Consider the following 24,601-nt stretch of genomic DNA (forward strand, 5'->3'; position numbering starts at 1 on the left):
GGTTTAGAGCGGGGGAAAATCCGGAGATAACATCAAAGGATTACCTATCGCTATTTCTCTTGAAAGAGGAACAGACCGCCGCGTACAGCGTGGAGATTTGGAAGCGTTTCCGTAAATGGGGCGGCATACCCACAGCCATTACGCAGAACGTCAAAGATTTGCTTGCTTCCCGCGAAGTGGAGAATATCTTTGAAAACTCTGATTTTGTCCTCATGCTCAATCAGGCGGCGGGCGACCGGGCTATCCTTGCAAAGCAGCTCAACATTTCCCCGCAGCAGATGAAATATGTCACCCACACCGAAGCGGGCGAGGGGCTTATCTTCTACGGGAACGTGGTGCTGCCCTTTGTAGACCGCTTCCCGAAAGACACCGAGCTTTACCGGGTAATGACGACGAAGCCGGAGGAAGTGGGCGAAGCATGATAAAAAACGAAAAAAATATAAAACCACTGACACATTTAAGCCTGTTTACCGGGATAGGCGGCATAGACATAGCCGCCGAAGCCGCAGGCTTCACAACCGTCTGCCAGTGCGAATGGGCGGATTACCCAACCGCAGTATTGGAAAAGCACTGGCCGGACGTTCCACGTTTCAGAGATATACACACTCTGACAAAGGAGGCTTTCTATGAACGGACAGGAAAAAAAGAACTCACGCTGCTCTCCGGCGGCTTCCCATGCCAGCCCTTTTCCAGTATCGGGCCAAAAAAGGGGTTTGAGGACACCCGCTACCTCTGGCCGGAAATGTGCCGCGTCATTAACGAACTCCGGCCCCATTATGTGCTTGGCGAAAATGTTGCTAACTTCATCAATATGGGGTTCCACAAAACGCTCATTGACCTGGCAAAAGCGGGATATGCTGTTTGGACATTCGTACTTCCTGCTTGTGCCGTCGGCGCATGGCATGAACGCAAGCGAACTTTTATCGTGGGGATTGATGTTTCCTACTCCCCTTGCCGCCGACACAGGCTCAAGGACAAGGACGGAACGGATAAGCATATCCCCAAACGGGGCGTTCCGCCGGAAGAAGCGGGACGGGAGGTACTGGTCGGCGGGGCTTTCGGAAACAATCTATTTTCTGACGCCGGTAACAGACCCGTCCCTGCGCTTCAACCCGGAATGGGTGGAATGGCTGATGGGCTTCCCACAGGGGTGGACGGAAATATCCTCTGGTGCATAGAGCCTACGGATATTCCCCGGCTGTCCCCGAACACAAAGGACAGGTCAAAACGCCTAAAAACGCTTGGGAACGCCGTAGTGCCGGCACAGGTTTACCCAATCTTAAAATATATCGCGGACATGGAAACCGGGAAATGTTCGGAATGGTGCGTCTGGGAAAAGGAGGTGGCAGACCATGAAACAGTATAAATCCAGTGACAAGACCATGCTGAAAATGACCCGCGAGGGGGCTGTCGAGGTAAACGCCGCCACCGGGAAAAAGAAACGTATCAGCAAGCGGATAAGGGACGCGGACTTTGCAAAGACCGAGGCACCGCAGCCGCCGGAACAGGCAGCGCAGCCCCTACCGGGCGGCACAGCTCCCGCGCCCACAGCCGACGCGCCGCCGCTTCCCCATGCGCCGGGGGCAGAACGGGAACAGGACACCGCAGCAGCCGAGCGCGTCTTGGAGCGTATCGACGGGGCGCGTACCAGAAAGGCGAGTAAAAAAGCGGCGAGGAAAGCACAGGCAGAAGCCACAGCAAAAGAAAAATCTTCCCGTTTGCAGTTTACCGACGAGGAACGGGCAACGCCGGAGCTTGAAAAATATATCCGAAAATCGGACAAAGCAGCCGACCGTCTGGACGCAGCAAAGGCGGCTATCCCCAAAGAAAAGAAACTTGTACGGGAGCGCACCTTTGATGAAGCCACCGGGAAAGGCAAGACCCGCCTACATTTTGATGAACGGGAAAAGCCCATAGGAAAGAATAAGCCCCACAATAACCCGCTATCCCGCCCCGCACAGGAAGCGGGTATTTTCGTCCACAACAAGATACATTCCGTTGAAAAGGACAATTCCGGCGTTGAGGGGGCGCACAAATCCGAAGAACTGGCAGAGCGCGGCGTAAAGTACGGGGCGCGGAAAGTCAAGGAGGGCTACCACAGCCACAAGCTGAAACCTTACCGGGCGGCGGCAAAGGCAGAGAAAGCGGCGTTCAAGGCGAATGTGGATTTCCAGTACCATAAATCCCTACATGACAATCCGCAGATTGCGGGCAATCCCCTTTCCCGCTTCATGCAGAAGCAGCAAATCAAGCGGCAGTATGCAAAGGCGGCAAGGAAAGGCGGCGCAAAAACGGCGCAGAAAGCCGCAGAGAACACCCGCAAAGCGGCAAAAAAGACCGCCGAGGAAACAAAAAAGGCAATCGCTTTTGTAGGGCGGCACCCGGCGGGCGTATGTATCGCCATTGCCGCGCTGCTCTTATTCATCATGGTATCGGCGGGGCTTTCCTCTTGCGGCTCCATGTTCTCCGGCTTGATGAACGGCATACTTGGGACTTCCTACACGTCGGAGGACAGCGACCTTGTGGCGACGGAAAATAATTACGCCGCAAAGGAAAACGAGCTTCAGCAGCAGATTGACAATATCGAAAGCACCCACCCCGGCTATGACGAATACCGCTATGACCTTGACAGTATCGGGCATAACCCCCATGAGTTAGCGTCCTACCTCACCGCACTTTTACAGACCTATACCCCGCAGAGCGCACAGGCAGAGCTAAACCGCGTCTTTGCCATGCAGTACACTTTGACGCTGACGGAAGAAACGGAAATCCGCTACCGCACAGAAACAAGCACAGACCCGGAAACCGGGGAAACGACCACCGAGGAAGTACCCTACGAGTACCATATCCTCAACGTGAAGCTGACGAACAAGCCCATTTCCGAGATTGCGGAGGAACTTCTAACGCCACAGCAGCTTGAAATGTACCGCGTCTATCTGGAAACAAGCGGCAACAAACCGCTGATTTTCGGCGGCGGCTCCCCCGATATGGGCGCGTCCGAGGATTTAAGCGGCGTACAGCTTGTAAACGGCACACGCCCCGGCAACACTGCCGTTGTAGACCTTGCGAAGCGGCAAGTCGGCAACGTAGGCGGGCGACCCTTTTGGAGCTGGTACGGATTTAACAGCCGCGTCGAATGGTGCGCCTGTTTTGTTTCATGGTGCTACAATCAAGCCGGGAAAAGCGAGCCGCGCTTTGCCGGGTGCCAGTCACAGGGCGTACCCTGGTTCCAGTCACGCGGGCAATGGGGCGCGAGGGGCTATGAGAATATCGCCCCCGGCGACGCTATCTTTTTCGACTGGGACGGGGACGGGAGCGCAGACCATGTGGGGCTTGTTATCGGGACGGACGGGGAGCGCGTCTATACCGTCGAGGGCAATTCCGGCGACGCCTGCAAGATAAAGAGCTACCCCGTCAATTACTCCTGTATCAAGGGCTACGGGCTGATGAACTGGAACTAAAAACAAACATAACACTGAAAATCTGAAAGGAGAAATTGATTTATGGCTATGAACAAAATTGAACGTATCGACAAGGAGATTGCAAAGACCCGCGAGAAAATCACCGAGTACCAGAACAGGCTGCGGGGGCTTGAAGCGCAGAAAACCGAAGCGGAAAACCTGCAAATCGTACAGCTTGTGCGCTCCATGCGCCTTTCCCCGCATGAGCTTTCCGCTATGCTTTCCGGGGGCGGTATTCCGGGCATGGAAGCCGCGCCGGGTTACCCCGCAGAACCCGCAGACCACGACACCGAAGAAATGGAGGACACCGAGAATGAATAAAAAAATCCTTAGAACCTTGACCGCACTTTGCGCCGCCCTCATGCTGACGGGCGGCTTTTCCGTCACCGCCTTTGCACAGACCCCGGAGGGACAGGACGCTACTGACGACAGCGGCGTTGTCTACGAGGAACCCCAAAAGGAAGAACCCCTTACCCCGGACGGGAACGCGACCCTTGTAGACGATTTCGGCGGCAACAAGCAGCTTATCACCGTAACGACCAAAAACGGCAATTACTTTTATATCCTCATTGACCGGGACGACGAGGGCGAGGATACCGTACATTTCCTTAATCAAGTGGACGAAGCCGACCTTATGGCACTTATGGAGGACGGAAGCACCGAAGCAGCCCCGCCCGTCGTTTGCAGTTGCACCGATAAATGCGAAGCCGGAAAGGTAAATGTGAGCTGCCCCGTCTGCAAGGACAACATAACCGCTTGCAGCGGCAAGGAAGCGGAGCCGGAAACCGAGGAACCGACGGAGCCGCCCAAAGAAAAAGGCAATGCGGGCGGGCTTGTGCTTTTCCTTGTCGTGGCACTTCTTGGCGGCGGGGGCGCGTTCTATTATTTTAAGTTTATGAAGCCGAAGCAGAGCGTCAAGGGCGGCACCGACCTTGAAGATTTCGATTTTGACGACTACGACGAGGACGAGCCGGAGCCGGACGAGGGGGACGGGCTTTGTGATGAAGAACAGGAGGACGAGGAAGCATGACCCTGTTTACCGACAATCCCTTTGAAAAGATGATGATACAAAGACCGGGCGGGCGGCGTGACAATGCGCCGCCCGTTCCCCATTCCCCGGCTTGCGCTTCCTGTCCGTACAAAGGGCAGCTCCCTTGTGTGGGCTACTGTCTGAAACAGGTACAGGAGAAAAAGGCAAGCGAGCCGGAACGCTGAAAGGAAATGTGGAAAAATTCCTTTTTGTATGGTAGAATGTTTACCATATAGCAAAGGAGATGATGAAATGGGAAATAAATTAACAGACGCTTTAATTGCAACAGGAAAGGGAGCTGTATCATTATTCCCCGGAGGTGGTTTTTTAGCCGAATATATAAGTTTGGCACAAGGATATATTGCTGACAAGCGAATGAATGAGTGGAAGTTAAAAGTTGAGGAAGTATTAGAAAAAATACCACGTTCAATAGATGAATTAGCACAAGATGAGGCTTTCTATTCTTGTATTCAAGTTGCTACTATGGGAGCAATGAGAGCATATCAGAAAGAAAAGCAAGAACTTTTTGCTAATGCACTTTATTCTTCTGCAAATAACATAGACATATCAACGGATAAAAAACTTTTTTACTTGTCATTGCTTGACAGCTACACATTAAGCCATATCATGTTACTAAAATACTTTTCACAAAATAATTACAATGAGAATGACAATGTTATTAGGAGAGGTATGGTAACAACTCGTGTAATTGGCGGAACAGAACACCCTATAAAGGGAATTGTTGAGAAAATGCCCTGTTTTGCAGATGATACTATATTTGTAAAGCATATTACAGGACAACTTTGTTCAGACAGTTTAATAAGCATAATAGATTTTGACACACCCGTTTCAAAAGAACGTGCAAGAGCAAAAAGAACTACAAAATATGGAGATGAATTTTTAGTATTTATTCAAGACTATCAATAGACAATCCATTTAAAGAGTAGCCGAAAATGGCTACTCTTTTATTTTACCCCAAAGGAGGATTTTTATTTGATTTTAATTATCGCAGAAAAGCCGAGCGTGGCGCAGACTATCGCCGCCGCGCTTGGCGTTAAGGAAAAGAAAGACGGATATATCGAGGGCGGCGGCTACCTCATTTCATGGTGCGTCGGGCATTTGGTACAACTTGCGGAAGCTGCCGCCTACGGGGAGCAATATAAAAAATGGAGTTTTGAGAGCTTACCCATTCTGCCGGAGGAATGGCAGTACACCGTTGACCCGGACAAGGGGAAGCAATTCAAAACCCTAAAAGAGCTTATGCACCGCGCCGACGTTTCCGAAGTGGTAAATGCGTGTGACGCGGGGCGCGAGGGAGAATTGATTTTCCGCTTTGTCTACGAAGCGGCGGGCTGCAAGAAGCCCATGTGCCGCTTGTGGATTTCCTCAATGGAGGACGGGGCAATCAAGGCGGGCTTTGCTTCCCTCAAAGACGGGCGGGACTATGACGCGCTCTTTGCGTCTGCCCTCTGCCGCGCAAAGGCTGACTGGCTTATCGGCATTAACGCCACCCGGCTTTTCTCCTGCCTGTATGGAAAGACTTTGAACGTGGGGCGCGTCCAGACCCCGACCTTAAAAATGCTTACCGACCGGGACGCGGCTATCTCCCATTTCCAGAAAGAAAAATATTATCATGTGCGCCTTGATTTATCCGGCGCGGAAGCGGCAAGCGAAAGGATTTCAGACAAGGCAGAAGCCGCCGCGCTGAAAGGGGCTTGCGAAACACAAACGGCGGTATGCGTTTCCCTCACCAGAGAGAAGAAAACCGCAGCCCCGCCGAAGCTCTTTGACCTTACCTCTTTGCAGCGGGAAGCGAACCGCATTTTCGGCTACACCGCGAAGCAGACCCTTGACCTTGCACAAGCCCTTTATGAAAAAAGACTGCTTACCTATCCGAGGACGGACAGCAGCTTTCTTACTGACGACATGGGCGGCACCGCAGCGGACATTATCGCGCTGCTCTGCGAAAAGCTCCCCTTTATGGCGGGCGCGGACTTCACGCCGGAGGTTGCAAAGGTATTAGACAGTAAAAAAGTATCAGACCACCACGCAATCATTCCCACTATAGAGCTTGCAAAGGCTGACCCGGACGCGCTGCCGGAAAGCGAGAAAAATATCCTCACCCTTGCGGGAGCGCGTCTGCTTTTTGCCACCGCCGAGCCGCACGTCTATGAAGCGGTTACGGCGGTTTTCTCATGCGCTGATACAGAGTTTACGGCGCGGGGAAAGACGGTACTTTCGGAGGGTTGGAAAGAGCTTGAACGCAGATACCGGGCGACGCTGAAACAAAAGCCCGACCCGGAGGACGGAGAAAATGAGGGCGTGACGCTGCCGGAGCTTTCCGAGGGACAGGGCTTTGAAAACCCCGCCGCAAAGGTAACGGAGCATACCACAACGCCGCCGAAGCCCCACAGCGAAGCGTCGCTTCTCTCTGCTATGGAGCGAGCCGGGAACGGGGACACCGACCCGGACGCGGAACGCCGGGGGCTTGGCACCCCCGCCACCCGCGCCGCCGTCATTGAAAAACTGGTAAAGGGCGGCTTTGCGGAGCGCAAGGGCAAGCAGCTTGTCCCCACGCAGAACGGAGCCGCCCTTATATCAGTGCTGCCGGATATGCTGACTTCCCCGCAGCTTACCGCAGAATGGGAAAACAATCTGACGCAGATAGCAAAGGGAGCCGCAGACCCCGGCGAATTTCTGTCCGGCATTGAAGCTATGGCGCGGGAGCTTGTGCAGACACACGCCGCCGCACTGGACGGGAAAAAGGGCTTGTTCAGAGAGGAAAAGCCATCTATCGGCAAATGCCCCCGTTGCGGTTCCCCCGTCCATGAGGGGAAGAAAAACTATTATTGCAGCAACAAAGAATGTGCCTTTGTCATGTGGAAGAATGACCGCTTTTTCGAGGAACGCAAGACCGCTTTTTCCGCGAAGATTGCCGCCGCGCTCCTTAAATCCGGCAAGGCGAATGTGAAGAAGCTCTACTCCCCGAAAACAGGCAAGACCTACGACGGAACTATCGTTTTAGCCGATACTGGCGGGAAATACGTCAACTACCGTATCGAAGTACAGAAGAACTAAAAACTTGAATAGCAAGCATAGGAAGCGGGTACCCACTTCCGTAAATCCCTGTCCTGCCGCTGACGCGCCGGACGGGGATTTTGCTTGTTGGGAAGTTTCCCAAACCCTCTTTTTGCGGAGGGCTTCACCCTCTGAAAATTTTCATAAATCTTTGGCAGAAATGCGGGTGTACCGTAGTAGGCTATGCAGCCAAAAAATGCAGCTTGTGACGCTGACGCAGAGAAAGGAGGTTTTCATTTATGGCAAGTTTACGGGACACCGTAAAGGACTATCAAGACGAGCTTAGGGACGGTATCGCATGGGTGGCGTTCTGGAAACAGGGACGTTCATGGAACGCGGAATATTTTCATCTTGATATGGACGACACCCTCTACCCGGAGGACAGGAGCCGGTTAGAGGAAATCAAAAGCACCGACCCCGCCGCCGTTATCTTAAACGGCTATTACTGCGGGCATTTAGGCGAGGACATGAGCCTTGACGAGCTGACCGCCGGAGTGCGCTACCACTATGAAAACAGCATGAACGACATTGACGGTTTTATCGGGGCGCATGACGACAGGCTTCCCCCGGAGGTTATCGAGGAAGCGAGGGCAGCCGCCCATGAAGCGGGGCTTCCCTTTTCCGAAAAGCCCTACCGGGACGGGGAGGATTTTAACCCCTATGTATTTGACGGGAGCATGAGCATTGAGGATTTTGAGCTTATGCACCGCATGACTGAAAAAGAAAGGAGCGAACAAATGGCAGAACCGATTTTAAGCGGCTATCTTTCCAATCTTGGAAAGTACACCGAGGGCAGACCCGCGGGCGAATGGGTGACGTTCCCCACGACTGCTGAACATCTGAAAGAAGTCTTTGACCGTATCGGGATTGACTTCAAGCACTATGAGGAATGGCATTTCACAGAATTTCAATCCACTATCCCCGGCTTGACGGAACATTTAAGCGAGTATTCCCACCCCGACGAGCTGAACTATTTAGGAAAGCTCTTGGAAATGCAGTTTGACGACGACCGGGAGAAATTCATTGCAGCCATTGAATACGGCGACCATGCCGACAGTTTACAGGACATCATCAACCTTGCACAAAACCTTGACTGCTACTGGCTTTATCCGTCCGTCCACAACGAAGAAGAATACGGGCATTATCTGGTTGATGAACTGGAAGAACCGGAGCTGTCCGACGAAGTGAAACGGTATTTCATGTATGAGGAATACGGGCGGGACGCTTCCATTAACGACGACGGTATGTTTACCGAAAAGGGCTATATCTACAACAACCGCAACACCTTTACAGAATGGTACGACGGGCGCGACGTTCCACAGGAATACCGGGTAACGCCGCAGCCCCCGCAGCGGTCACGCCCCGACCCGGAAAAGGTAGAAATGGACGCAGCCGCGCCGGGACAGAGAACCGCACAGACCGCAGAGCAGCCACAGGAGCCGCGCCCGGTTATCCCTATCGTGTTGACGAGCGAGAAGCCCGCCGAGAAATTAAAAGAGATTACCGACCGTCTGGAACAGGGTATTACGGAACTCTTTGACAGCGAGCGTTACAAGGAATATCTGAAAGTCATGTCAAAATTCCATAATTACAGCTTCCGAAACACCGTCCTTATCGCCATGCAGAAGCCGGACGCTTCCCTTGTGGCGGGCTTTTCCGCTTGGAAGAACAACTTTGAGCGAAACGTGATGAAAGGGCAAAAGGGAATTAAAATCATTGCCCCGTCGCCCTATAAAATCAAACAGGAAATGCAGAAAATCGACCCGCACACACAGAAGCCCATAATCGGCAAGGACGGAAAGCCCGTCACCGAGGAAAAGGAAGTCACCATACCCGCCTACAAGGTGGTATCAGTCTTTGACGTTTCCCAGACCGAGGGAAAGGAGCTGCCGGATATTGCCGTTGACGAGCTGACGGGCGACGTTGACCGCTACAAGGACTTTTTCGCAGCCCTTGAAAAGACTTCCCCCGTTCCTATTGCCTTTGAGAATATCGGGGGCGGCTCTCATGGCTACTACCACTTGGAGGACAAGCGCATTGCTATCAACGAGGGCATGAGCGAATTGCAGACCTTAAAGACCGCCATTCACGAAATCGCCCATGCGAAGCTGCACGACATTGACCTCAACGCGCCAAAGGACGAGCAGCCCCGCGTTGACCGCCGCACCCGCGAAGTCGAAGCGGAAAGCGTCGCCTATACCGTCTGCCAACATTACGGGCTTGACACGTCGGACTACTCTTTCGGCTACGTCGCCGGGTGGAGCAGCGGGCGGGAGCTGTCCGAGCTGAAAAGCTCCCTTGAAACGATACGCAGCGCAGCCGCCGAGATTATCAATTCAATAGACGAAAATCTTGCGGAGCTGCAAAAGGCACAGGACAAGGAGCAGACCGCCGGACAGGAGCAGCCCACCAGAGAGGAAAAGGCAGCCCCGAAAGAACAGCCGCAGCCGGAAGCCCCGGCAAAGGCAGATACAGCCGGGAAAGAGAAGCCGGAAGCAGCCGCACCGGGAAAATCCGGCGCACAGGAAAAGGCGGGCGCAGCCCCGAAAGAAGCCTTTACCCCGGAAACGATTTACAGAGTGCGCCGAAACCCTTACAGCGACAGCCGGGAAAACAGCTACCTCTTGCAAGCCTATGTGACACAGGAGAACGGGCGGGCGAAAATGGGCGACGTGCTTTATACGGGAACGCCGGAGAAATGCCGCGAGCTTATGGGGCAGCTCAAAAGCGGCGAGCTGACCGAGGGCGACGTGAAGCAGCTCTACGCAAAGGCACAGGAAACGGCGCAGACCGCCGGACAGGACAAAGACACCTTTTCCATTTACCAGATAAAGGGCGGGGACGAAACAAGGGATTTCCGCTTTGAGCCTTACGACCGCCTGCAGGCGGCGGGGAATGTGGTTGACAGGGCGAACTATGAGCTTGTCTATTCCGCACCCCTTGCGCCGGAAACTTCCCTTGAAGATATTTATACCCGCTTCAATATCGACCACCCCAAAGATTTTAGGGGACACAGCCTTTCCGTTTCGGACGTGGTAGTGCTTCATCAGGACGGACAGGACGCGGCGCATTTCGTTGACAGTGTAGGCTTCCGGCAAGTGCCGGAGTTTTTACAGGAGCAGAAACAGCTTACCCCGGACGACTTGGAAACGGGCGAAACCGTCAAGACACCGAGGGGGACGTTCCATGTAACCGCCATGAGCCGGGAGCAGATAGAAGCCGCCGGATATGGCTTTCACCACCAGTCGGACGACGGAAAGTATCTGATTATGGGGAATGGGACGCGGGCGTTTGCCGTTGCCGCAGAACAGGCGCAGCGGGACAATCCCTTGAAAACCGCCGAGCAGACCATAGAGCAGAACGGAAACATGATTGACGGTATCATCAACAACACCCCCACCGTTGACGAACTGGAAGCAAAGGTAAAGGCGGGCGAGCAGATTTCCCTTGTTGACCTGGCTAACGCTGTCAAAGCCGACAAGGAGCGCGGCAAAGGGGCGAAGCCGGAAAAGAAACCCTCTATCCGGGCGCAGCTTAGAGCCGACAAGGAAAAGGCGCAGAAGAAAAACGCAAAGCAGAAGTCACAGGACTTGGAAAGGAGCTGACCCATGCCGGAACAGAGTAAATTTGAAAACGTGGATTTGTTCGCTTCCCTTGAAGCGATTATGAAGCAGAACACAGGCTTTTACCAGAGCGACTTAGACATTGACAAAGAGATTATCGCAAAGGCGGCGGCAAGCCCCAACAGGGAGGACAAGACCCTTTTGTGGTTCTGCCGCCCGTCCGGGACGCACTGTTTCCGGGAGCGCGACGTTTTCCTCAAAGACACCGCGCCCCACAACACATGGCGTTTCTACATGGAGCAGACAAGCGACCGCGTCCTTGCCTATGCAATCGAGCTGACGGGAAAGGAGCGCGGGAAAATTAAGGGCAATCTGTACGAACTGGACTACGCTAAACATTATGAGCGCGTCAAGGAAAATGAGCTGCCCGCCGATACGGTGAAGCTGATTTATGAGCGAGGGGAAAGGGAGATACCCGCCGGACGGTTCTTCAACGGCAACCCAGACCCGCAGCTTGGGAAGTTTGAACGCTTTGAAGCCCTACCCGACGACCCGGACGCGCTGCAATCACTCTTACAGGAAGAACGGCGCAGCCGGGAGCAGCTTCCACCGGGGGACTTCAAGGCGCATATCACAGCCTTGCGGGACGGGCTGATTGAAACGGAAGCGCGGCGCATTGTGCGGGAAATGAAGCGGCACTATGAGCCGAATAGCCCGAACAAGACCCATTTCATGGCAGAGCTTTCCCCGGCGTTCATGCGGCTTGCAGCCACAAAGGACACTGACCGCCTTTTCTCCATGCTGCCCTACAAGACACTTTCCTTTTCCAAAATCGAGGGCAGACATGGGACGTATGCGCTGATTGACAAGGGGGAGAACCGGGACAGGGAGATAAGGAAGCCCCGCCCCTCTATCCGGGCGCAGCTTAAAGCGGACAAGGCAAAGACCGCCCCGAAAAAGGCGGCGGCGAAAACAAAAAATCACGATATGGAGGTATGAGCATGATTAGACTGACTGTTGAAGAAACAAACCTTTTGAGCATTTACAACGAGGGCGGCAAGCGGGCTTTGATTGAGAATGTCAACGCCGCGCTGCCCTACATGGACGCGGATATGCGGGAGCTTGCAAAGCGCACCCTTTCCAAAGTGGACGCTTTGACCGAAGCGGAATTTGCGGAGCTTCCCATTTACGCCGCTGATGAAGTATGAACGGGGTTAAGCGGCTGACGCCGCCCCAGAGCCGGAAAGTCAACGCCCTTGTGCGCCGGACGTGCTGCAACTATGATAACGGGAACTGTATCTTACTGGACGACGGGGACGAGTGCGTATGTCCGCAGCTCATTTCCTATTCGCTTCTCTGCAAGTGGTTCCGGGTTGCGGTGCTTCCCGCCGACAGGCTGCTCTATGCGGAGCTTTACCAGACAGGGGATAAGAAGAAATGTACCGAGTGCGGCGCGTTCTTTGCGTCAACCTCTAACAGTGTCAAATACTGCCCCGTCTGCCGGAAGCGTATCACCCGCAGACAAGCCGCCGAGCGCATGAGGAAAAGACGCGCCCCTGTTACGCAGTAGGTGCGGAAAATCCCTTGATTTACAGGGCTTTCCGGGCGTGAAAATCGGACAGGCGATACTTTATACCTTTACCCCCGAAAATGGCGTTCTACTGCGTAACATTCACGAAAGCAGCACCCATAAAAAGACAGGGCGCGGAAGTCATATACTGGCTTCCGCGCCCTGTTCTTTTTTTGCCTATCTGACATTTCCCTTTTCCATTTCTTCAAGCGGGAACTGCGGGAGGGCTTCTATCAACTTCTTTGTGATAGACTGGCGCATATCTTCGTTGATTTCCTGTTTCGTGCTTCCGTCCGGCTGTCTGACCGCTACCGTCGATAGCCTGTCGATTTCGTCCTTGTAGCACTCCACGACTTTCTCCACCGCCCATTTTTCCCCGGCGACGGCGGCGCGTATGGTTTCATATTCCGGCATTTTCTGGTTTTCCATGCTTCAACGCTCCTGTCTGTATTTGATAGCCTTATCATAGCACAGCGGCGGGGATTTTGCTATCCTTATCCGCGCTCTGTTCCCTTTTCACGTTCCGGCTGCCTGTCTGCCTGTAAAATGCTGTCAATGTTCTGCTTGATAATATCATATTCCCGGACTTTCTTTTTCAGCTTCCCATAGTCGGCGTAAAGGGCTTCTTTCTGCGTTTGGAGGGCTTCATACTCCGCTTGCAGCGCGGCGAGGTTCGGGAGCTTCGCAATGCCCGCCGCTTTCAGCGACCTTGCGGCGGCTTCATGGAGGATAATTGCCTGTTCCTGTCCGGCGCGGTATTTTTCCCTGTTTTTTGCCTTGCGGTATGCGTCATAGACGGGCTTTGTCTTTTGGTAGGTGGAAACATTCTTGATAAGCACCGCCATATCCGCAAGCCGCTTTTCGGCGTTCTTCAATGCGTCTGCCGCCTGTCTGCTTTCCGCTGCCATTTCCTCAATCCGGCTGACTAAATCTGCGTACTGCTCAATCTTATGTTCCGTCAAGAAATTCATTGTTTTAGCTGCCTGTTTCAGATTATGGATTTTCGCCCACTGTTCATAGCCCTTGCTCTGCGCCGCCTTGATACTGTTCTCAATGTCGATAAGCAGCGACACGCCGCGCTGTTCTCTGGGAGCTTTCACCGCTTTTGTCCGTCTGCCCGCTATCCGTTCCCTTATGGCTTCCTCTGTATAGTCTGCGCCGAGGGTTTTAAGGCGGGTGAAGCGTTCCTGTCCGGGGGCGCGGCATGATACATATTTCCCCGGCTTTATCTCATAGCCCGCCGCCTGTAACCGCTGCAACAATTCCTCAAAACTGGAAACTTGGGGGATAAGCGCGTCAAGGGCGGTTTTTAGCTTGCCTTTCCAACTTGTACCCGTCTTTTCTGCCTGGTACTCTGCATAGCTTTTTCCCTTGCTGCCCTTGCCGGGAACAACGACGGACAAGCCATTTTCCCGGCACAGCTTGTCGCTCATGTTCCGTATGCCGTAATAGCTCCTTTTGTTGGAATTGTATTTGTGGTGGTCTACGAAATTTACGGCGCAGAAAATAATGTGATTGTGGACGTGTCCTTTGTCAATGTGCGTCGTGAGTACATATTCATGCTGCCCCTTTGTTACCGCGTCGGCAAGCTGCTTCCCGATTTCGTGGGCTTTCTCATAGTCCACTTCCCCCGGTGCAAAGGACTGTATCAAGTGAAAGGCTAAATTGTTGCCCTTATCCAGTGCTTGCGACAGGGTATAGCCGAACTCAATATCTGCCGTTTCATAGGAGCAGCCGAAAGAGGATATGAGCATTTTCCCGTCCGTCTTGTCCGGGTTTTCGATATAGTCAAGGGCTTTGCTTAGGGTGCTTTTAACAGGCTTAATCTTTGTAACCGCCATATCTCCGCAAGCACCCCCTTTATTTCCTCTATGTCCTCTTGGTATGCGTTCCCCGTCGCGTTTACGCGGCGTGCTATCTGGTTGACGTTGACACCGATTTTCTGTATCTCTACGGTCATTGCCTTTATATCGGCATGGTCTATCTGAATGATATACCCGTCAATGGCAATCTTCCGCAGATATGCCGCCATGTTCCGGGTGGGTACGAGCTTCATTTTTTCCAGTATTAAATCCCGTTCCGCTTCCGTCACTCTGAATTTGATTTGCACCGTTCTTTTGCGTCCGTTCATGTATTCGCTCCTTTCCGTTCCGAGGGTTTGGGACACGTCCCAACAAGCAATTTTCAACCGACGCGCCGCAGCGCGGGAGGGGGAAAATACGGAAGTGGGTACCCGCTTCCTATGCTTGCTACGAATGTTTTTATCCCTTATGCCTTACTACGGAGCTATGCCCGGTTTTGCCAAACTTCCGCAAAAGAAAAACGCTGCAATCCTCAAAAAAAGATTACAACGCTCTCTAAACCTTATTCAATTCTGACGGACACCTCTTATCTGCCCTCTGTTTCGACTTCCGCTATCTCCTTTGCCGTTGCGCTCACAATCCGTATGCCTGTATCGCTCATACCGTCAAGAAGCGCGTCAAGCTGCCGCCGCTGCGTGTTCTTCTCTGGCGGCGTTTCCAAAAGAAACTGGTCTACGGATATATTGTAGCGGAGCATAAGCTCAAAGAAAATCTGTAAACTTGGGTGCTGCCCCTTGTTCTCAATGTTCGCAAGGTAGCGCGGCGAGATAAACATTTCGTCGCTCACTTTCTTGCGGCTCTCCTTGCGCCCTGTCCGCGCCGCCTTTATCGCTGCCCCAAAAGCCTTGAAATCGTATTTCGGTACTGGTCTTTTTGCCATAGTTATTCACCCTGTTACATTTTACTGTTCTCCTTTGCTTTTGAATATGTCTACGCAGTTCTATTAGTTAGCTAAAATAAATCATATTTTTCTGCCTTGCAATTAAATACCGGCTGAATGTATCTTGACAAGCAGACGCAAAAAGAATATAATACATACCAAACGAATGAAATGGAAGGTGGTAGATACATGGCGCGTAATAAATATCCAGAAATAACCGTTGAGAAGATATTAGAAGTGTCACAGCGGTTATTCATGGAAAAGGGGTACGACAATACAACGATTCAAGATATTGTAAATGAACTTGGCGGACTGACGAAAGGAGCAATTTATCATCATTTCAAGTCAAAAGAGGAAATTATTGACGCATTAGGGGGGAAACTCTTTTTTGACAACAATCCATTTGTTACCGTACAAAATCAGAAAAACCTAAATGGTTTAGAAAAAATGCGTGAAGTCATTAAGTTAAACCACGCAGATAATGATAGGACTGAACTTGGAAAACAGAGTATTCCTCTTTTGAAAAATCCCCGCTTGTTGGCTGAACTGGCTGATACAAACAGGAAATTGATTGCCCCTCTTTGGTTGCAGCTTATTCAAGAGGGAATAGAGGACGGCTCTATCCAAACCGAGTATGCAAAAGAACTATCTGAACTTTTGCCATTACTTACAAATTTTTGGTTAATTCCCTCTGTCTATCCTGCAACCCCGGAAGAACTGCTTTCAAAGTTTGCATTTATCAAATATTTGTTAGATAGTATGAACTTGCCGATTATTGATGATGAAATTTTCGGTATGGCACAGAATTACTTTGAACACTTAAACGTAGCCAAGTAGATAAAATTGCCTTGCAAAAGGCAGTTTTATTTTCAAACTATACATTCATTCGTAAGGTATTATTTTTAAGCATATACATACCGTCTTAATGTATGAAAGGAGAATACTATGTCAAACTTAGACCAAAAAATCGAAAATGCTGCAAACAAAATTGAAGTTGTCGCAAATGAAGCATGGAAAAAGCGGTCATTCCGCATTGTATCCAAGTCTATATCTGCTACGGCAGAAATCGGACTGATGATAGGGGCTGCACATTTATCCGAAAAAGGCTATAAATCAGCCGCCACCTGCCTGTTTGGTTTAGGGGCAGTAGGACTTGTCTGCGATTTACTTTTTAACAGAAAATAGGAGGACACCGCTATATGATACGATACTTAAAACAATACAAATTCTTGCTTTTCCTTACCGCATTATTTACTGCAATCAGTTCTCTATCTTATGTATTTATTGCTATCTTATTGCAACAAGTTATGGATATTGTAGATATGGGCGATATGGACGGCTTTATCAGAATACTACTCTTTTCTTTAGCTTACTTTACACTTATGGGAGTATTCATGTACCTGCAATCTTTGTTTAGCAAAAAATTTGTCTGTAAAATTATGAAAGCTGTCCGTTCTAAAACCTTTATAGGAATTGAACGGCACACGATTGAGGACTACTCTAAAAATAATACTGCTGATTATTTATCCGCAATTACGAATGATGTAAAAATGATTGAAGATAACTATTTACTGCCCCTGTTGCAAGTTATCCAGTATACGATTATTTTTATAGCTTCCCTTGCTGTAATGATTTACTTTGACATTATCGTTACAGTCTGCGTGATTATCGCAATCGCTATCATGCTTGTTGTACCCAGTCTATTCGGAGGACTACTCTCCAAACGACAGGATAAATATTCTGATATGCTATCCGATTTTACAAACCATGTAAAAGACCTGTTATCCGGTTTTGAGGTTATCAAGTCTTATCGAATGAAAAAATATGTTCTCTCACGATTTGAAATAAGTAACGAGGACACTATAAAAGCAAAATATTCTGTTGACAAGGCGATTGCGGCAAATGAAGCGGTTTCTATGGTGCTTGCGCTTCTTGTTCAAGTGGTTGTTGTTTTTCTTTCTGCATACTTCATTATCATTGGTCGTATCAGTGCAGGAGCCTTGTTAGGCATGGTACAGGTAAGCAGTAACCTTGCAAATCCATTATTGATTATATTTAGCAATATTCCCAAAATCAAGAGTATAAAACCAATTACACAGAAGCTAAATAACCTTTCAGATTACAAGGAACAGAACACAAATACAAAAAAATCACCCTCTTTCAAAAAAATGATTTATGTAGATGATTTGCATTTTTCCTATGATAAGGAAAACGAAGTCTTAAACGGTATTTCACTATCCATTGATAAAGGAAAAAAATATGCTTTTGTCGGCAAGAGTGGGTGTGGAAAGTCTACATTTATTAAGCTGATTGCCGGATATTACTCTAATTTCAAAGGTGATGTACTATATGACGCAGATAGTCTTTCCGTTTTGGACATTGATAAAATAACTGCGCTATCGTCGGTCATTCATCAGAATGTTTATATGTTTGATGAGAGCATTTTTGACAATATTTGCCTACACGAAGATTTCAGTAAAGAAGAATTGCAATCCGTATTGTCTGATAGTGGTTTATCACAGTTTATTGAGCAAGTACCAAACGGACTTAAATATCACGTTGGAGAAAATGGAGATAACCTTTCCGGCGGACAGAAACAAAGAATTGCCGTAGCAAGAGCCTTAATTCGTAAGAAGCCACTGTTGATTTTAGACGAGGGTACGTCTGCTATTGATATGCAAACTGCGTATGATATTGAAAGCAGGCTATTGGCAATATCTGATTTAACGCTACTTACTATCACTCATAATATGAGCAGCGATATTCTTACACTCTATGACGAAATTGTATTTATGGCAGACGGCAAAATAATTGAACATGGCACATTTGAAGAACTTATTACTAAACACGCTGCATTTTATGACTTCTATCAACTAAAGAAGTAGGTATCTTTAGGGGAAAGTTTCTTTGAACCGTACACAATCCTTAAATACTATTATCTGCTCCCCTAACGGGGAAAGAAAAAAACCGTTAGAGGAGCAGATATTTTTGTATGCCTTTTTACGCAATATCTAATCTATCGGCGGTTTTGAAATATCAAAGCCGCCGTTTCTTTTTATCTTCTCAAGAAATGACGCGGTATCACTGTTGAAAGCGGCGGCTAAAGGAGGTAGCCGCCATGAAGCACATACCATATCGACAAAATCCGACGGTCATTGACACATCAAAAAAAGCCCGACCACCGCCGGGGAAAACTACGTCTATCAATATGAACTGTCTAATCATCTGAATACCGCTTACAATACCCTTACGCCTGTCCGGGCTTTTCGGACAGGCGTATTTTGCTGCTCAAAAAATTTTTTGAAAAAAATCCGAAAATCTTCGGCGTTTTTTTCAAAAGGCAGTATTGCCCCGCGAAAAGGGGGAAGCACCACCAACTTTCCAACGAGAAAGGGGGTGAGAATGTGGAACCTAATCGCAGGGAGTTTATAAAACAGTGCGCTTTCCAGAAGTTTTGTAATACGGTACTGCACAATGAAGCGTGTGACGCTCACAAAGAGCTGCACAGGCATAAGGCAAGGGAGATTACCTTTTCCGACTTGACCTTAGAAGAAGCGCGGCAGCTTCATACCTTTGATGAATATTTCAAAGGGGAAACCGCCTTTGAAAGAGCCGGGAAGAAAATCACGCCGAAGCTGCTTCTTGAAGCAATCCGTACTTTGCCGGAAGAAAAGCGCAAAGCCGTACTCCTGTACTATTTCGAGGGAATGAACGACACCGAGATTGCGGAGCTGTTCGATACGTCGAGAAGCACGATACAGTACAGGCGGACAAGCTCTTTTGAGCTGCTAAAAAAATATCTGGAGGAAAATGCTGATGAATGGGACGAATGGTAACGAACCCGGCTACCCGGAAAAAGCCCTTGTTCCCTATCCTGTCATTTTGGCAGCGACAAAGGGCGACCCGGACGCTATGAAGATTGTCTTGCAGCATTTCAGCGGCTACATAGCCCGCCTCTCCATGCGGAAGCTGTACGACGAGCGCGGGAACGTCTATTTTGGCGTAGACCACGACATTCGGGAACGGCTGCAAGCAAAACTGATGATGGCTGTCCTCACCTTTAAGGCAGAGGAATAAACCGCAGCGGCGGGACGCTTTCTCTCTCCCCCTTTTCCGTTCCGCTGCTGACGCGGCAGCAAAGCCATTCTGAACCTTGACAAAGAAAGCGGCGCAAGATAACGGCGGCGCAGCATAGGGCAAATCGGATACGTTCCTTTTGCGCCGAGCCATACGGTGGGTGCGCCATGACGCTATCCGGGTGAGGTTATCCCCGCCCGGACAGCCGAGCGACCAACACCGCGCCGGAAAGCAAGTGTAGCGGCTTGCGGGCGACGACGCGCAGAATATACAATGATACTTCCTTACAGCCACAGTCCGAGCGTTAAGAGCGTCGCAGGCAATGGGTAGGGCTGCATGAGAACCATGCGGGGGTGCAATTCCCATGAGGTTATGCTGATAACCGTCCGATTAAAGCCTTTGTTTTCTTGAATAGTGGACTTGCTGCTATTCATAGACTGTATTATATGTTTGCGAAAGAAAGGGGGATTTTCTTTGACGCAAAACCAAACGCCCGTTACCACAACGGAGCATAAAATCGGAAAAGTTACTTACCTTGTATGTTCGTCCGCAAGTGAACGCGCAACGGACACACTGGATAAAAAGATAAAGAAGCTCATTCGCAAAGACATGGAGCTGAACCCCGCAAACGCCCGGAAATAGGGCGTTTCTTCACATTTTATACATGACACAGGCAGCGGTATGTGGTATAATATAGACAGTACAAATACCATGCTTGTCTGTCGTCGGAAAGGAGGACAAAATGTTACAGACAGACAAGATTACCGCTTTATATTGCAGATTGAGCCAGGAAGATATGCAAGCCGGGGAAAGCGAGAGCATACAGAACCAAAAACTGATTTTACAAAAGTACGCTGACGAACACCACTTTTTCAACACGCGCTTTTTCGTAGACGACGGATTTTCCGGCGTGAGCTTTGAGCGTGAGGGGCTTCAAGCCATGCTGCATGAGGTTGAAGCCGGGAACGTGGCAACCGTCATAACAAAAGACCTCTCCCGTCTGGGACGTAATTATCTGAAAACCGGGGAGCTGATAGAGATTATCTTTCCCGAATATGAAGTGCGCTACATTGCCATTAACGACGGTGTAGACACAGCGAGGGAAGATAACGAGTTTACCCCTCTGCGGAACTGGTTCAACGAGTTTTACGCCCGCGACACTTCAAAGAAAATCCGGGCAGTCAAACAGGCAAAGGCGCAGAAAGGCGAGCGCGTCAACGGCGAAGCCCCTTACGGCTACCTTATTGACCCGGATAACCGCAATCATCTGATACCCGACCCGGAAACGGCGCACGTTGTAAAACAGATTTTTGCAATGTATGTACGGGGCGACCGTATGTGTGAAATCCAGAACTGGCTGCGGGACAATGAGATATTGACCGTCGGGGAACTGCGCTACCGCAGGACAGGGAGCAAACGCCACCCCCGCCCACAGCTCAACGCATGGTACAACTGGCCCGACAAGACGCTGTACGACATTCTGACAAGGAAAGAGTATTTAGGGCATACCATAACCGGGAAAACCTACAAGGTATCTTATAAGTCGAAAAAGACGAAGAAGAACCCGGAGGAAAAACGGTATTTCTTCCCCAACACTCACGAGCCTTTGATTGATGAAGAAACCTTTGAACTTGCACAGAAGCGGATTGCCACCCGGCAACGCCCGACAAAGGTTGATGAAATTGACCTGTTTTCCGGGCTGCTCTTTTGCGGGGACTGCGGCTACAAAATGTATGCGGTACGCGGAGCCGGGACGCTTGAACGGAAACACGCCTACACTTGCGGCAACTACCGTAACCGGGCAAGAAATGATATGCTCTGCACTACGCATTATATCCGCAAAAGCGTATTAAAAGAACTTGTCCTTGCAGACTTGCAGCGCGTAACGTCTTATGTGAAAGAGCATGAACAGGAATTTATTCAGACCGCCAACGAGTGCAGCGCAAAGGCAGTACAAAAGACACTGACGCAACAACGGAAAGAGCTTGACAAGGCGCAGAACCGTATTAACGAGCTGAACATCTTATTCCGCAAGCTCTACGAGGACAACGCTTTAGGGAAACTTTCAGATGAACAGTTTGCTTTTCTGACTTCCGGCTATGATGAAGAAAAAAAGACGCTGACCCGGAGGATTGCGGAGCTGTCACAGGAAATCGACAACGCCACCGAGCGCAGCGCGGACGTGAAAAGGTTTGTCGCACTGGTACGCAGATACACCGCCATTACCGAACTGACCTACGAAAACGTCCATGAATTTATTGACCGTATTCTTATTCACGAACTGGATAAGGAAACGAACACCCGCAAAATCGAAATCTTTTATAGCTTTGTCGGCAGAGTTGATACAGGCGACAAGCCTACCGAAAGTATCTCCTATTTCAGACAGATAGGAGCCGACGTAAAGAGTTATGCTATCTAACATACAGAGTGGTCTCGGAAAGTAGGTGGATAAATCGACAAACAGGGGTAGCCAAGTAAAAAAATGAGAAGAGAATGATCAGAATGACAGCGTGCCCGACATTGCGGTGAAAAGATACGATGGAGGGCATGGCTTCAAAACCTCCCCTGTGGCAGGTTTTGAAAAGGAGCCGGTAAGATTCCAAAAGCTATATTTATGATTTCAGCTTTGTGCGCTTCTTCAGCCGTGCGTCCAGATGGATGCAGACGCAGATAATCATAGTGAAGAAGGAATATCGCTTCCTTGTGTGGATGCCCATATCATGAAGATGGTAGTCATTCAGCACCCGGTTGTTCACCCTTTCACAGGAAGTGCGGTTATTGTAGATTTCCTTATATTCCTCCGTTCCCCGGGGGACAGGGGTGTAGAGACGGATGTCCCAGTCGGGTTTTGTGTAGACACAGCGGCCGTAAGGCGAGGGAGAACATTTTTCCTTACAGGGGCAGGAACCCACTTTGCCACAGGCGAGGGGACAGCGCCATTTGCGGGAATGCTTCTGTTTACAGTACCCCCAGTTGACCATACGGAACCCGGCCATGCACAGGGGCGTGCCGTCTTCATCGATGGAGATGGAGTCCGGGATGGAATCCGGGCGGCCGCGGTTGGAATTAAGGTCAATAAAAGGCCGGATCTTCCATTTCTGGCAGAGCCCATAAGTGGCATAGTTGTCATGGGCGGAGTCCAGGCAGACGTCCCTGACAGGGATATCCGGGTTGATGGCCCTGAATTCCCGGAGGGAGACGATGGCGCTGACGCTGTCGTGCCGTCTGGCATCCAGGAAACGGATATGGAGCGGCAGGTCGACCCTGGCTTCTGCATTATGGGAGCAGAGCATATAAAGGGTATGGCCGAAATAAAAGACTTCCTCATCACTGTCCCAGCCCCAGTGTGCGTCCGGATCTGAGAAATGGCGTTTACAGGGACAGCCCGGGATGCCCTTTTCCGCACAGCTGCAGACCCTATGCCCATAAGGGGAAGCGTGTGAATGGACGCAGGTGCCGTCGCCGGAAAGCGTGACGCCGTCCTGGGGGATAAGCCCGTCCTTAAGGGAGGGGAGGAGGGCAGCAAGGCGGAAGACCTGCTGGAGCCTTTCCTCATAATGGAAGGGGAATTCCGTGTGGTCCAGGGCGTAAGCCGCCAGCTTATCCGTGATGCCGGAATGCTTATTGGGAAGCTTCTTCCCTTTGCCGGGCTTTTTGGAAGGCTTTCCATTTTTATCTTTAGGGAAAAAGTCCTTCCTGCCGGTCCGCTGGGAGGCTTTGGGCTGCGTCCAGAGCCTGTCCATGAGGTCAAAATAAGAGCCCAGCGGGGGAAGGGAATCCGGGGTACAGCCGATGAGCGCGGCGAGGAGGCTGTCCGTTGTGAGTTCTACAACCCAGGCGGTAAGGCTGGTGAAGCCCTGCAGGGCCATGAGGATAAGGGAACGGATGATCTGCACCTGGTTTTTGGCGGGCCTTCCGACAGGGGGATAGAAAGCGGAAAGATATCCCATTACCGGATCCAGGTCCAGCAGGCGGAGCTTATCCCGGACAGGGCCGAATGCGAGCTGGAGCCTTGTGCGCTGGGAAGAATCAAGGTGTACTTTTGTCTCATGCAGGAAATTCAGGTACTCCTGATGGGACTGCCAGTGAATCAACATATGTGTGTCCTCCTTTGGTCTGGTGAAAAGTGGATAGTTCTCCTTAACCAAAGGGCCGCGTTCATTGATTATGCATTTCAATCAATGAACGCGGCCGCACAAACTGGCAGATTTGTCAATAGGTATTTGAAAAATTTCTGATAAAAATATAGAAAAAATGTTAAAAATCCACTGAAAAGTGGAGGTGAAGAAAAAACGGAGTGCTCTGGAAATACAGTGTTTTCAAGGGCTGCGAGTTTCCGAGAGTACTCATACATCAAAAAGAGGTAAGATAACACCCTCTGCAAAAAAGGTATCGTTATCTTACCTCAACAAAATTAGAGCCTGAATAACCGTCGTCAACACGTTCCGACACTACTTCAATATCTTCCTTGTCCTTCAGGAAATCACGGATAAGATTTTTCTGGTTTGAAATGCTGTTGCTCTCTGCTTTCGCAGCGCTGGAAACATCGCCATCTTCCTTAGATAACCTAACGTAGATGGCTGCATGGTAGATTTTCTTAATCTTGTTACTCATGTTACCACTCCTTTTGATTTTCTAAGTCAGAAAACCCGAAGGGAGTGCCTGTTTAGTCCCAAGTTAGAAATAATGAAATTTAGTCCTAACGCTATTGTAGCACACCCTCCGGATTATTTCCACCAGATTCTGAAAAAAATTTATCAGACGGACAAAAGCATATTTTCAAATGCTTCATTGAAAGATATGCCTCCCGTAAACCGCACCTTGACTTTCATGCTGCCGACACGCACCAGATAGGGATTGCCGACTTTTTTAAGATACTGCTGTTTTCTTTGTTCCAGCGGCAATCCCCTGTCAATCTGAATCACGCTTATGTCTGTCAGTTCCTCAAGTTCCACATCCGCAAAGTCTGTATCGAGCATTTTTCTGTATTCTTCTGCCGTCATTCCATTACCTCCCAATAAAAATGCTGCCTGCTATTTCTGGCAGCTATGTATGCCGGACCGCTGATCCGGCTGTGAAA

General features: G+C 50.1%; 24 protein-coding genes and 2 pseudogenes. 19 read left to right on the forward strand and 7 right to left on the reverse strand.

From position 1 onward, the window contains the following. The 12 genes and pseudogenes from E5329_RS15310 to E5329_RS15365 all read left to right on the forward strand — a co-directional run. Positions 1–422 (forward strand): annotated as a pseudogene (locus tag E5329_RS15310) (VirB4-like conjugal transfer ATPase, CD1110 family); the annotation flags it as partial. Next, a complete protein-coding gene (gene dcm, locus E5329_RS15315) occupies positions 419–1,366 on the forward strand; it encodes a DNA (cytosine-5-)-methyltransferase (protein ID WP_135990370.1) in 948 nt (315 codons plus the stop codon). The pseudogene E5329_RS15310 and the gene dcm, both read left to right, overlap by 4 nt. Positions 1,367–1,391: 25 nt before the next feature. After that, a complete protein-coding gene (locus E5329_RS15320; RefSeq protein ID WP_135990427.1) occupies positions 1,392–3,461 on the forward strand; it encodes a C40 family peptidase in 2,070 nt (689 codons plus the stop codon). Positions 3,462–3,503: 42 nt separating this feature from the next. Continuing rightward, complete coding sequence (locus E5329_RS15325) at positions 3,504–3,782, forward strand: DUF4315 family protein (RefSeq protein ID WP_002569175.1); 279 nt, start codon at positions 3,504–3,506, stop codon at positions 3,780–3,782. After that, positions 3,775–4,491, forward strand: a complete 717-nt coding sequence (locus tag E5329_RS15330; RefSeq protein WP_135990371.1) for a DUF4366 domain-containing protein — start codon at positions 3,775–3,777, stop codon at positions 4,489–4,491. Before E5329_RS15325 ends, E5329_RS15330 begins: the two co-directional genes overlap by 8 nt. Next, a complete protein-coding gene (locus E5329_RS15335; protein ID WP_004607959.1) occupies positions 4,488–4,676 on the forward strand; it encodes a hypothetical protein in 189 nt (62 codons plus the stop codon). The genes E5329_RS15330 and E5329_RS15335 overlap by 4 nt, the downstream gene beginning before the upstream one ends. 67 nt (positions 4,677–4,743) lie before the next feature. Then, positions 4,744–5,418, forward strand: coding sequence for a hypothetical protein (locus tag E5329_RS15340; protein ID WP_135990372.1), 675 nt, complete (start codon positions 4,744–4,746; stop codon positions 5,416–5,418). 66 nt (positions 5,419–5,484) lie between these two features. Continuing rightward, on the forward strand, positions 5,485–7,569 hold the full coding sequence (locus E5329_RS15345; RefSeq protein ID WP_135990373.1) for a DNA topoisomerase 3: 2,085 nt from the start codon (positions 5,485–5,487) through the stop codon (positions 7,567–7,569). A 239-nt stretch (positions 7,570–7,808) separates the two neighbouring features. Next, positions 7,809–11,174: an antirestriction protein ArdA gene (locus tag E5329_RS15350; RefSeq protein ID WP_135990374.1), complete on the forward strand. Its 3,366-nt coding sequence runs from the start codon at positions 7,809–7,811 to the stop codon at positions 11,172–11,174. A 3-nt stretch (positions 11,175–11,177) separates the two neighbouring features. Next, on the forward strand, positions 11,178–12,131 hold the full coding sequence (locus E5329_RS15355; RefSeq protein ID WP_016289905.1) for a hypothetical protein: 954 nt from the start codon (positions 11,178–11,180) through the stop codon (positions 12,129–12,131). Beyond that, on the forward strand, positions 12,128–12,340 hold the full coding sequence (locus E5329_RS15360; protein WP_004607965.1) for a transposon-transfer assisting family protein: 213 nt from the start codon (positions 12,128–12,130) through the stop codon (positions 12,338–12,340). The genes E5329_RS15355 and E5329_RS15360 overlap by 4 nt, the downstream gene beginning before the upstream one ends. Next, complete coding sequence (locus E5329_RS15365; protein WP_002585089.1) at positions 12,337–12,702, forward strand: cysteine-rich VLP domain-containing protein; 366 nt, start codon at positions 12,337–12,339, stop codon at positions 12,700–12,702. The genes E5329_RS15360 and E5329_RS15365 overlap by 4 nt, the downstream gene beginning before the upstream one ends. A 177-nt stretch (positions 12,703–12,879) precedes the next feature. On the opposite strand, the gene E5329_RS15370 is transcribed toward E5329_RS15365, so the two are convergent. From E5329_RS15370 to E5329_RS15385, 4 genes are all read right to left on the reverse strand, one after another. Then, positions 12,880–13,131, reverse strand: coding sequence for a helix-turn-helix domain-containing protein (locus E5329_RS15370; protein WP_002585088.1), 252 nt, complete (start codon positions 13,129–13,131; stop codon positions 12,880–12,882). Positions 13,132–13,196: 65 nt separating this feature from the next. Continuing rightward, positions 13,197–14,543 (reverse strand): relaxase/mobilization nuclease domain-containing protein, encoded by a 1,347-nt coding sequence (locus E5329_RS15375; RefSeq protein WP_135990375.1) that lies wholly within the window; start codon positions 14,541–14,543, stop codon positions 13,197–13,199. Further along, positions 14,504–14,833, reverse strand: coding sequence for a plasmid mobilization protein (locus E5329_RS15380; protein WP_135990376.1), 330 nt, complete (start codon positions 14,831–14,833; stop codon positions 14,504–14,506). The genes E5329_RS15375 and E5329_RS15380 overlap by 40 nt, the downstream gene beginning before the upstream one ends. 257 nt (positions 14,834–15,090) lie before the next feature. Continuing rightward, positions 15,091–15,444, reverse strand: coding sequence for a helix-turn-helix transcriptional regulator (locus E5329_RS15385; RefSeq protein WP_004607969.1), 354 nt, complete (start codon positions 15,442–15,444; stop codon positions 15,091–15,093). 189 nt (positions 15,445–15,633) lie between these two features. Here E5329_RS15385 and E5329_RS15390 point away from each other — a divergent pair, with 189 nt between their 5' ends. The 7 genes from E5329_RS15390 to E5329_RS15435 all read left to right on the forward strand — a co-directional run bounded on the left by E5329_RS15390 (position 15,634) and on the right by E5329_RS15435 (position 21,940). After that, positions 15,634–16,281, forward strand: a complete 648-nt coding sequence (locus E5329_RS15390) for a TetR/AcrR family transcriptional regulator (protein WP_135990377.1) — start codon at positions 15,634–15,636, stop codon at positions 16,279–16,281. A gap of 108 nt (positions 16,282–16,389) precedes the next feature. Beyond that, the gene (locus tag E5329_RS15395; RefSeq protein WP_135990378.1) at positions 16,390–16,629 is read left to right on the forward strand and encodes a hypothetical protein; all 240 of its coding nucleotides are present in this window, start codon (positions 16,390–16,392) and stop codon (positions 16,627–16,629) included. 14 nt (positions 16,630–16,643) lie between these two features. Next, the gene (locus E5329_RS15400; RefSeq protein ID WP_135990379.1) at positions 16,644–18,329 is read left to right on the forward strand and encodes an ABC transporter ATP-binding protein; all 1,686 of its coding nucleotides are present in this window, start codon (positions 16,644–16,646) and stop codon (positions 18,327–18,329) included. Between the two features lie 519 nt (positions 18,330–18,848). Next, on the forward strand, positions 18,849–19,280 hold the full coding sequence (locus E5329_RS15410) for an RNA polymerase sigma factor (RefSeq protein ID WP_135990380.1): 432 nt from the start codon (positions 18,849–18,851) through the stop codon (positions 19,278–19,280). Next, a complete protein-coding gene (locus tag E5329_RS15415; RefSeq protein ID WP_002590583.1) occupies positions 19,261–19,521 on the forward strand; it encodes a helix-turn-helix domain-containing protein in 261 nt (86 codons plus the stop codon). The genes E5329_RS15410 and E5329_RS15415 overlap by 20 nt, the downstream gene beginning before the upstream one ends. A 474-nt stretch (positions 19,522–19,995) precedes the next feature. After that, complete coding sequence (locus tag E5329_RS15430) at positions 19,996–20,163, forward strand: transposon-encoded TnpW family protein (RefSeq protein WP_022621154.1); 168 nt, start codon at positions 19,996–19,998, stop codon at positions 20,161–20,163. Between the two features lie 100 nt (positions 20,164–20,263). Then, on the forward strand, positions 20,264–21,940 hold the full coding sequence (locus E5329_RS15435) for a recombinase family protein (protein WP_135990381.1): 1,677 nt from the start codon (positions 20,264–20,266) through the stop codon (positions 21,938–21,940). 193 nt (positions 21,941–22,133) lie between these two features. On the opposite strand, the gene E5329_RS15440 is transcribed toward E5329_RS15435, so the two are convergent. From E5329_RS15440 to E5329_RS15450, 3 genes and pseudogenes are all read right to left on the reverse strand, one after another. Then, a complete protein-coding gene (locus E5329_RS15440) occupies positions 22,134–23,618 on the reverse strand; it encodes a hypothetical protein (RefSeq protein WP_135990382.1) in 1,485 nt (494 codons plus the stop codon). 313 nt (positions 23,619–23,931) lie between these two features. Next, positions 23,932–24,135, reverse strand: a pseudogene (locus E5329_RS15445) (recombinase family protein); the annotation flags it as partial. Between the two features lie 143 nt (positions 24,136–24,278). Then, positions 24,279–24,524 (reverse strand): DUF6870 family protein, encoded by a 246-nt coding sequence (locus E5329_RS15450; RefSeq protein WP_135990383.1) that lies wholly within the window; start codon positions 24,522–24,524, stop codon positions 24,279–24,281. Positions 24,525–24,601: the final 77 nt, after the last annotated feature.

Origin of the sequence: Petralouisia muris, from assembly GCF_004793545.1 — a bacterium.
GTDB lineage: Bacteria > Bacillota > Clostridia > Lachnospirales > Lachnospiraceae > Petralouisia > Petralouisia muris.

Excerpts from the sequence above, each read along its gene's own strand:
- dcm (WP_135990370.1), top strand. The coding sequence starts at position 419 with ATGATAAAAAACGAAAAAAATATAAAACCACTGACACATTTAAGCCTG.
- E5329_RS15320 (WP_135990427.1), top strand. The coding sequence starts at position 1,392 with ATGACCCGCGAGGGGGCTGTCGAGGTAAACGCCGCCACCGGGAAAAAG.
- E5329_RS15325 (WP_002569175.1), top strand. The coding sequence starts at position 3,504 with ATGGCTATGAACAAAATTGAACGTATCGACAAGGAGATTGCAAAGACC.
- E5329_RS15330 (WP_135990371.1), top strand. The coding sequence starts at position 3,775 with ATGAATAAAAAAATCCTTAGAACCTTGACCGCACTTTGCGCCGCCCTC.
- E5329_RS15335 (WP_004607959.1), top strand. The coding sequence starts at position 4,488 with ATGACCCTGTTTACCGACAATCCCTTTGAAAAGATGATGATACAAAGA.
- E5329_RS15340 (WP_135990372.1), top strand. The coding sequence starts at position 4,744 with ATGGGAAATAAATTAACAGACGCTTTAATTGCAACAGGAAAGGGAGCT.
- E5329_RS15350 (WP_135990374.1), top strand. The coding sequence starts at position 7,809 with ATGGCAAGTTTACGGGACACCGTAAAGGACTATCAAGACGAGCTTAGG.
- E5329_RS15355 (WP_016289905.1), top strand. The coding sequence starts at position 11,178 with ATGCCGGAACAGAGTAAATTTGAAAACGTGGATTTGTTCGCTTCCCTT.
- E5329_RS15360 (WP_004607965.1), top strand. The coding sequence starts at position 12,128 with ATGAGCATGATTAGACTGACTGTTGAAGAAACAAACCTTTTGAGCATT.
- E5329_RS15365 (WP_002585089.1), top strand. The coding sequence starts at position 12,337 with ATGAACGGGGTTAAGCGGCTGACGCCGCCCCAGAGCCGGAAAGTCAAC.
- E5329_RS15370 (WP_002585088.1), bottom strand. The coding sequence starts at position 13,131 with ATGGAAAACCAGAAAATGCCGGAATATGAAACCATACGCGCCGCCGTC.
- E5329_RS15375 (WP_135990375.1), bottom strand. The coding sequence starts at position 14,543 with ATGGCGGTTACAAAGATTAAGCCTGTTAAAAGCACCCTAAGCAAAGCC.
- E5329_RS15380 (WP_135990376.1), bottom strand. The coding sequence starts at position 14,833 with ATGAACGGACGCAAAAGAACGGTGCAAATCAAATTCAGAGTGACGGAA.
- E5329_RS15385 (WP_004607969.1), bottom strand. The coding sequence starts at position 15,444 with ATGGCAAAAAGACCAGTACCGAAATACGATTTCAAGGCTTTTGGGGCA.
- E5329_RS15390 (WP_135990377.1), top strand. The coding sequence starts at position 15,634 with ATGGCGCGTAATAAATATCCAGAAATAACCGTTGAGAAGATATTAGAA.
- E5329_RS15395 (WP_135990378.1), top strand. The coding sequence starts at position 16,390 with ATGTCAAACTTAGACCAAAAAATCGAAAATGCTGCAAACAAAATTGAA.
- E5329_RS15400 (WP_135990379.1), top strand. The coding sequence starts at position 16,644 with ATGATACGATACTTAAAACAATACAAATTCTTGCTTTTCCTTACCGCA.
- E5329_RS15415 (WP_002590583.1), top strand. The coding sequence starts at position 19,261 with ATGAATGGGACGAATGGTAACGAACCCGGCTACCCGGAAAAAGCCCTT.
- E5329_RS15435 (WP_135990381.1), top strand. The coding sequence starts at position 20,264 with ATGTTACAGACAGACAAGATTACCGCTTTATATTGCAGATTGAGCCAG.
- E5329_RS15440 (WP_135990382.1), bottom strand. The coding sequence starts at position 23,618 with ATGTTGATTCACTGGCAGTCCCATCAGGAGTACCTGAATTTCCTGCAT.
- E5329_RS15450 (WP_135990383.1), bottom strand. The coding sequence starts at position 24,524 with ATGACGGCAGAAGAATACAGAAAAATGCTCGATACAGACTTTGCGGAT.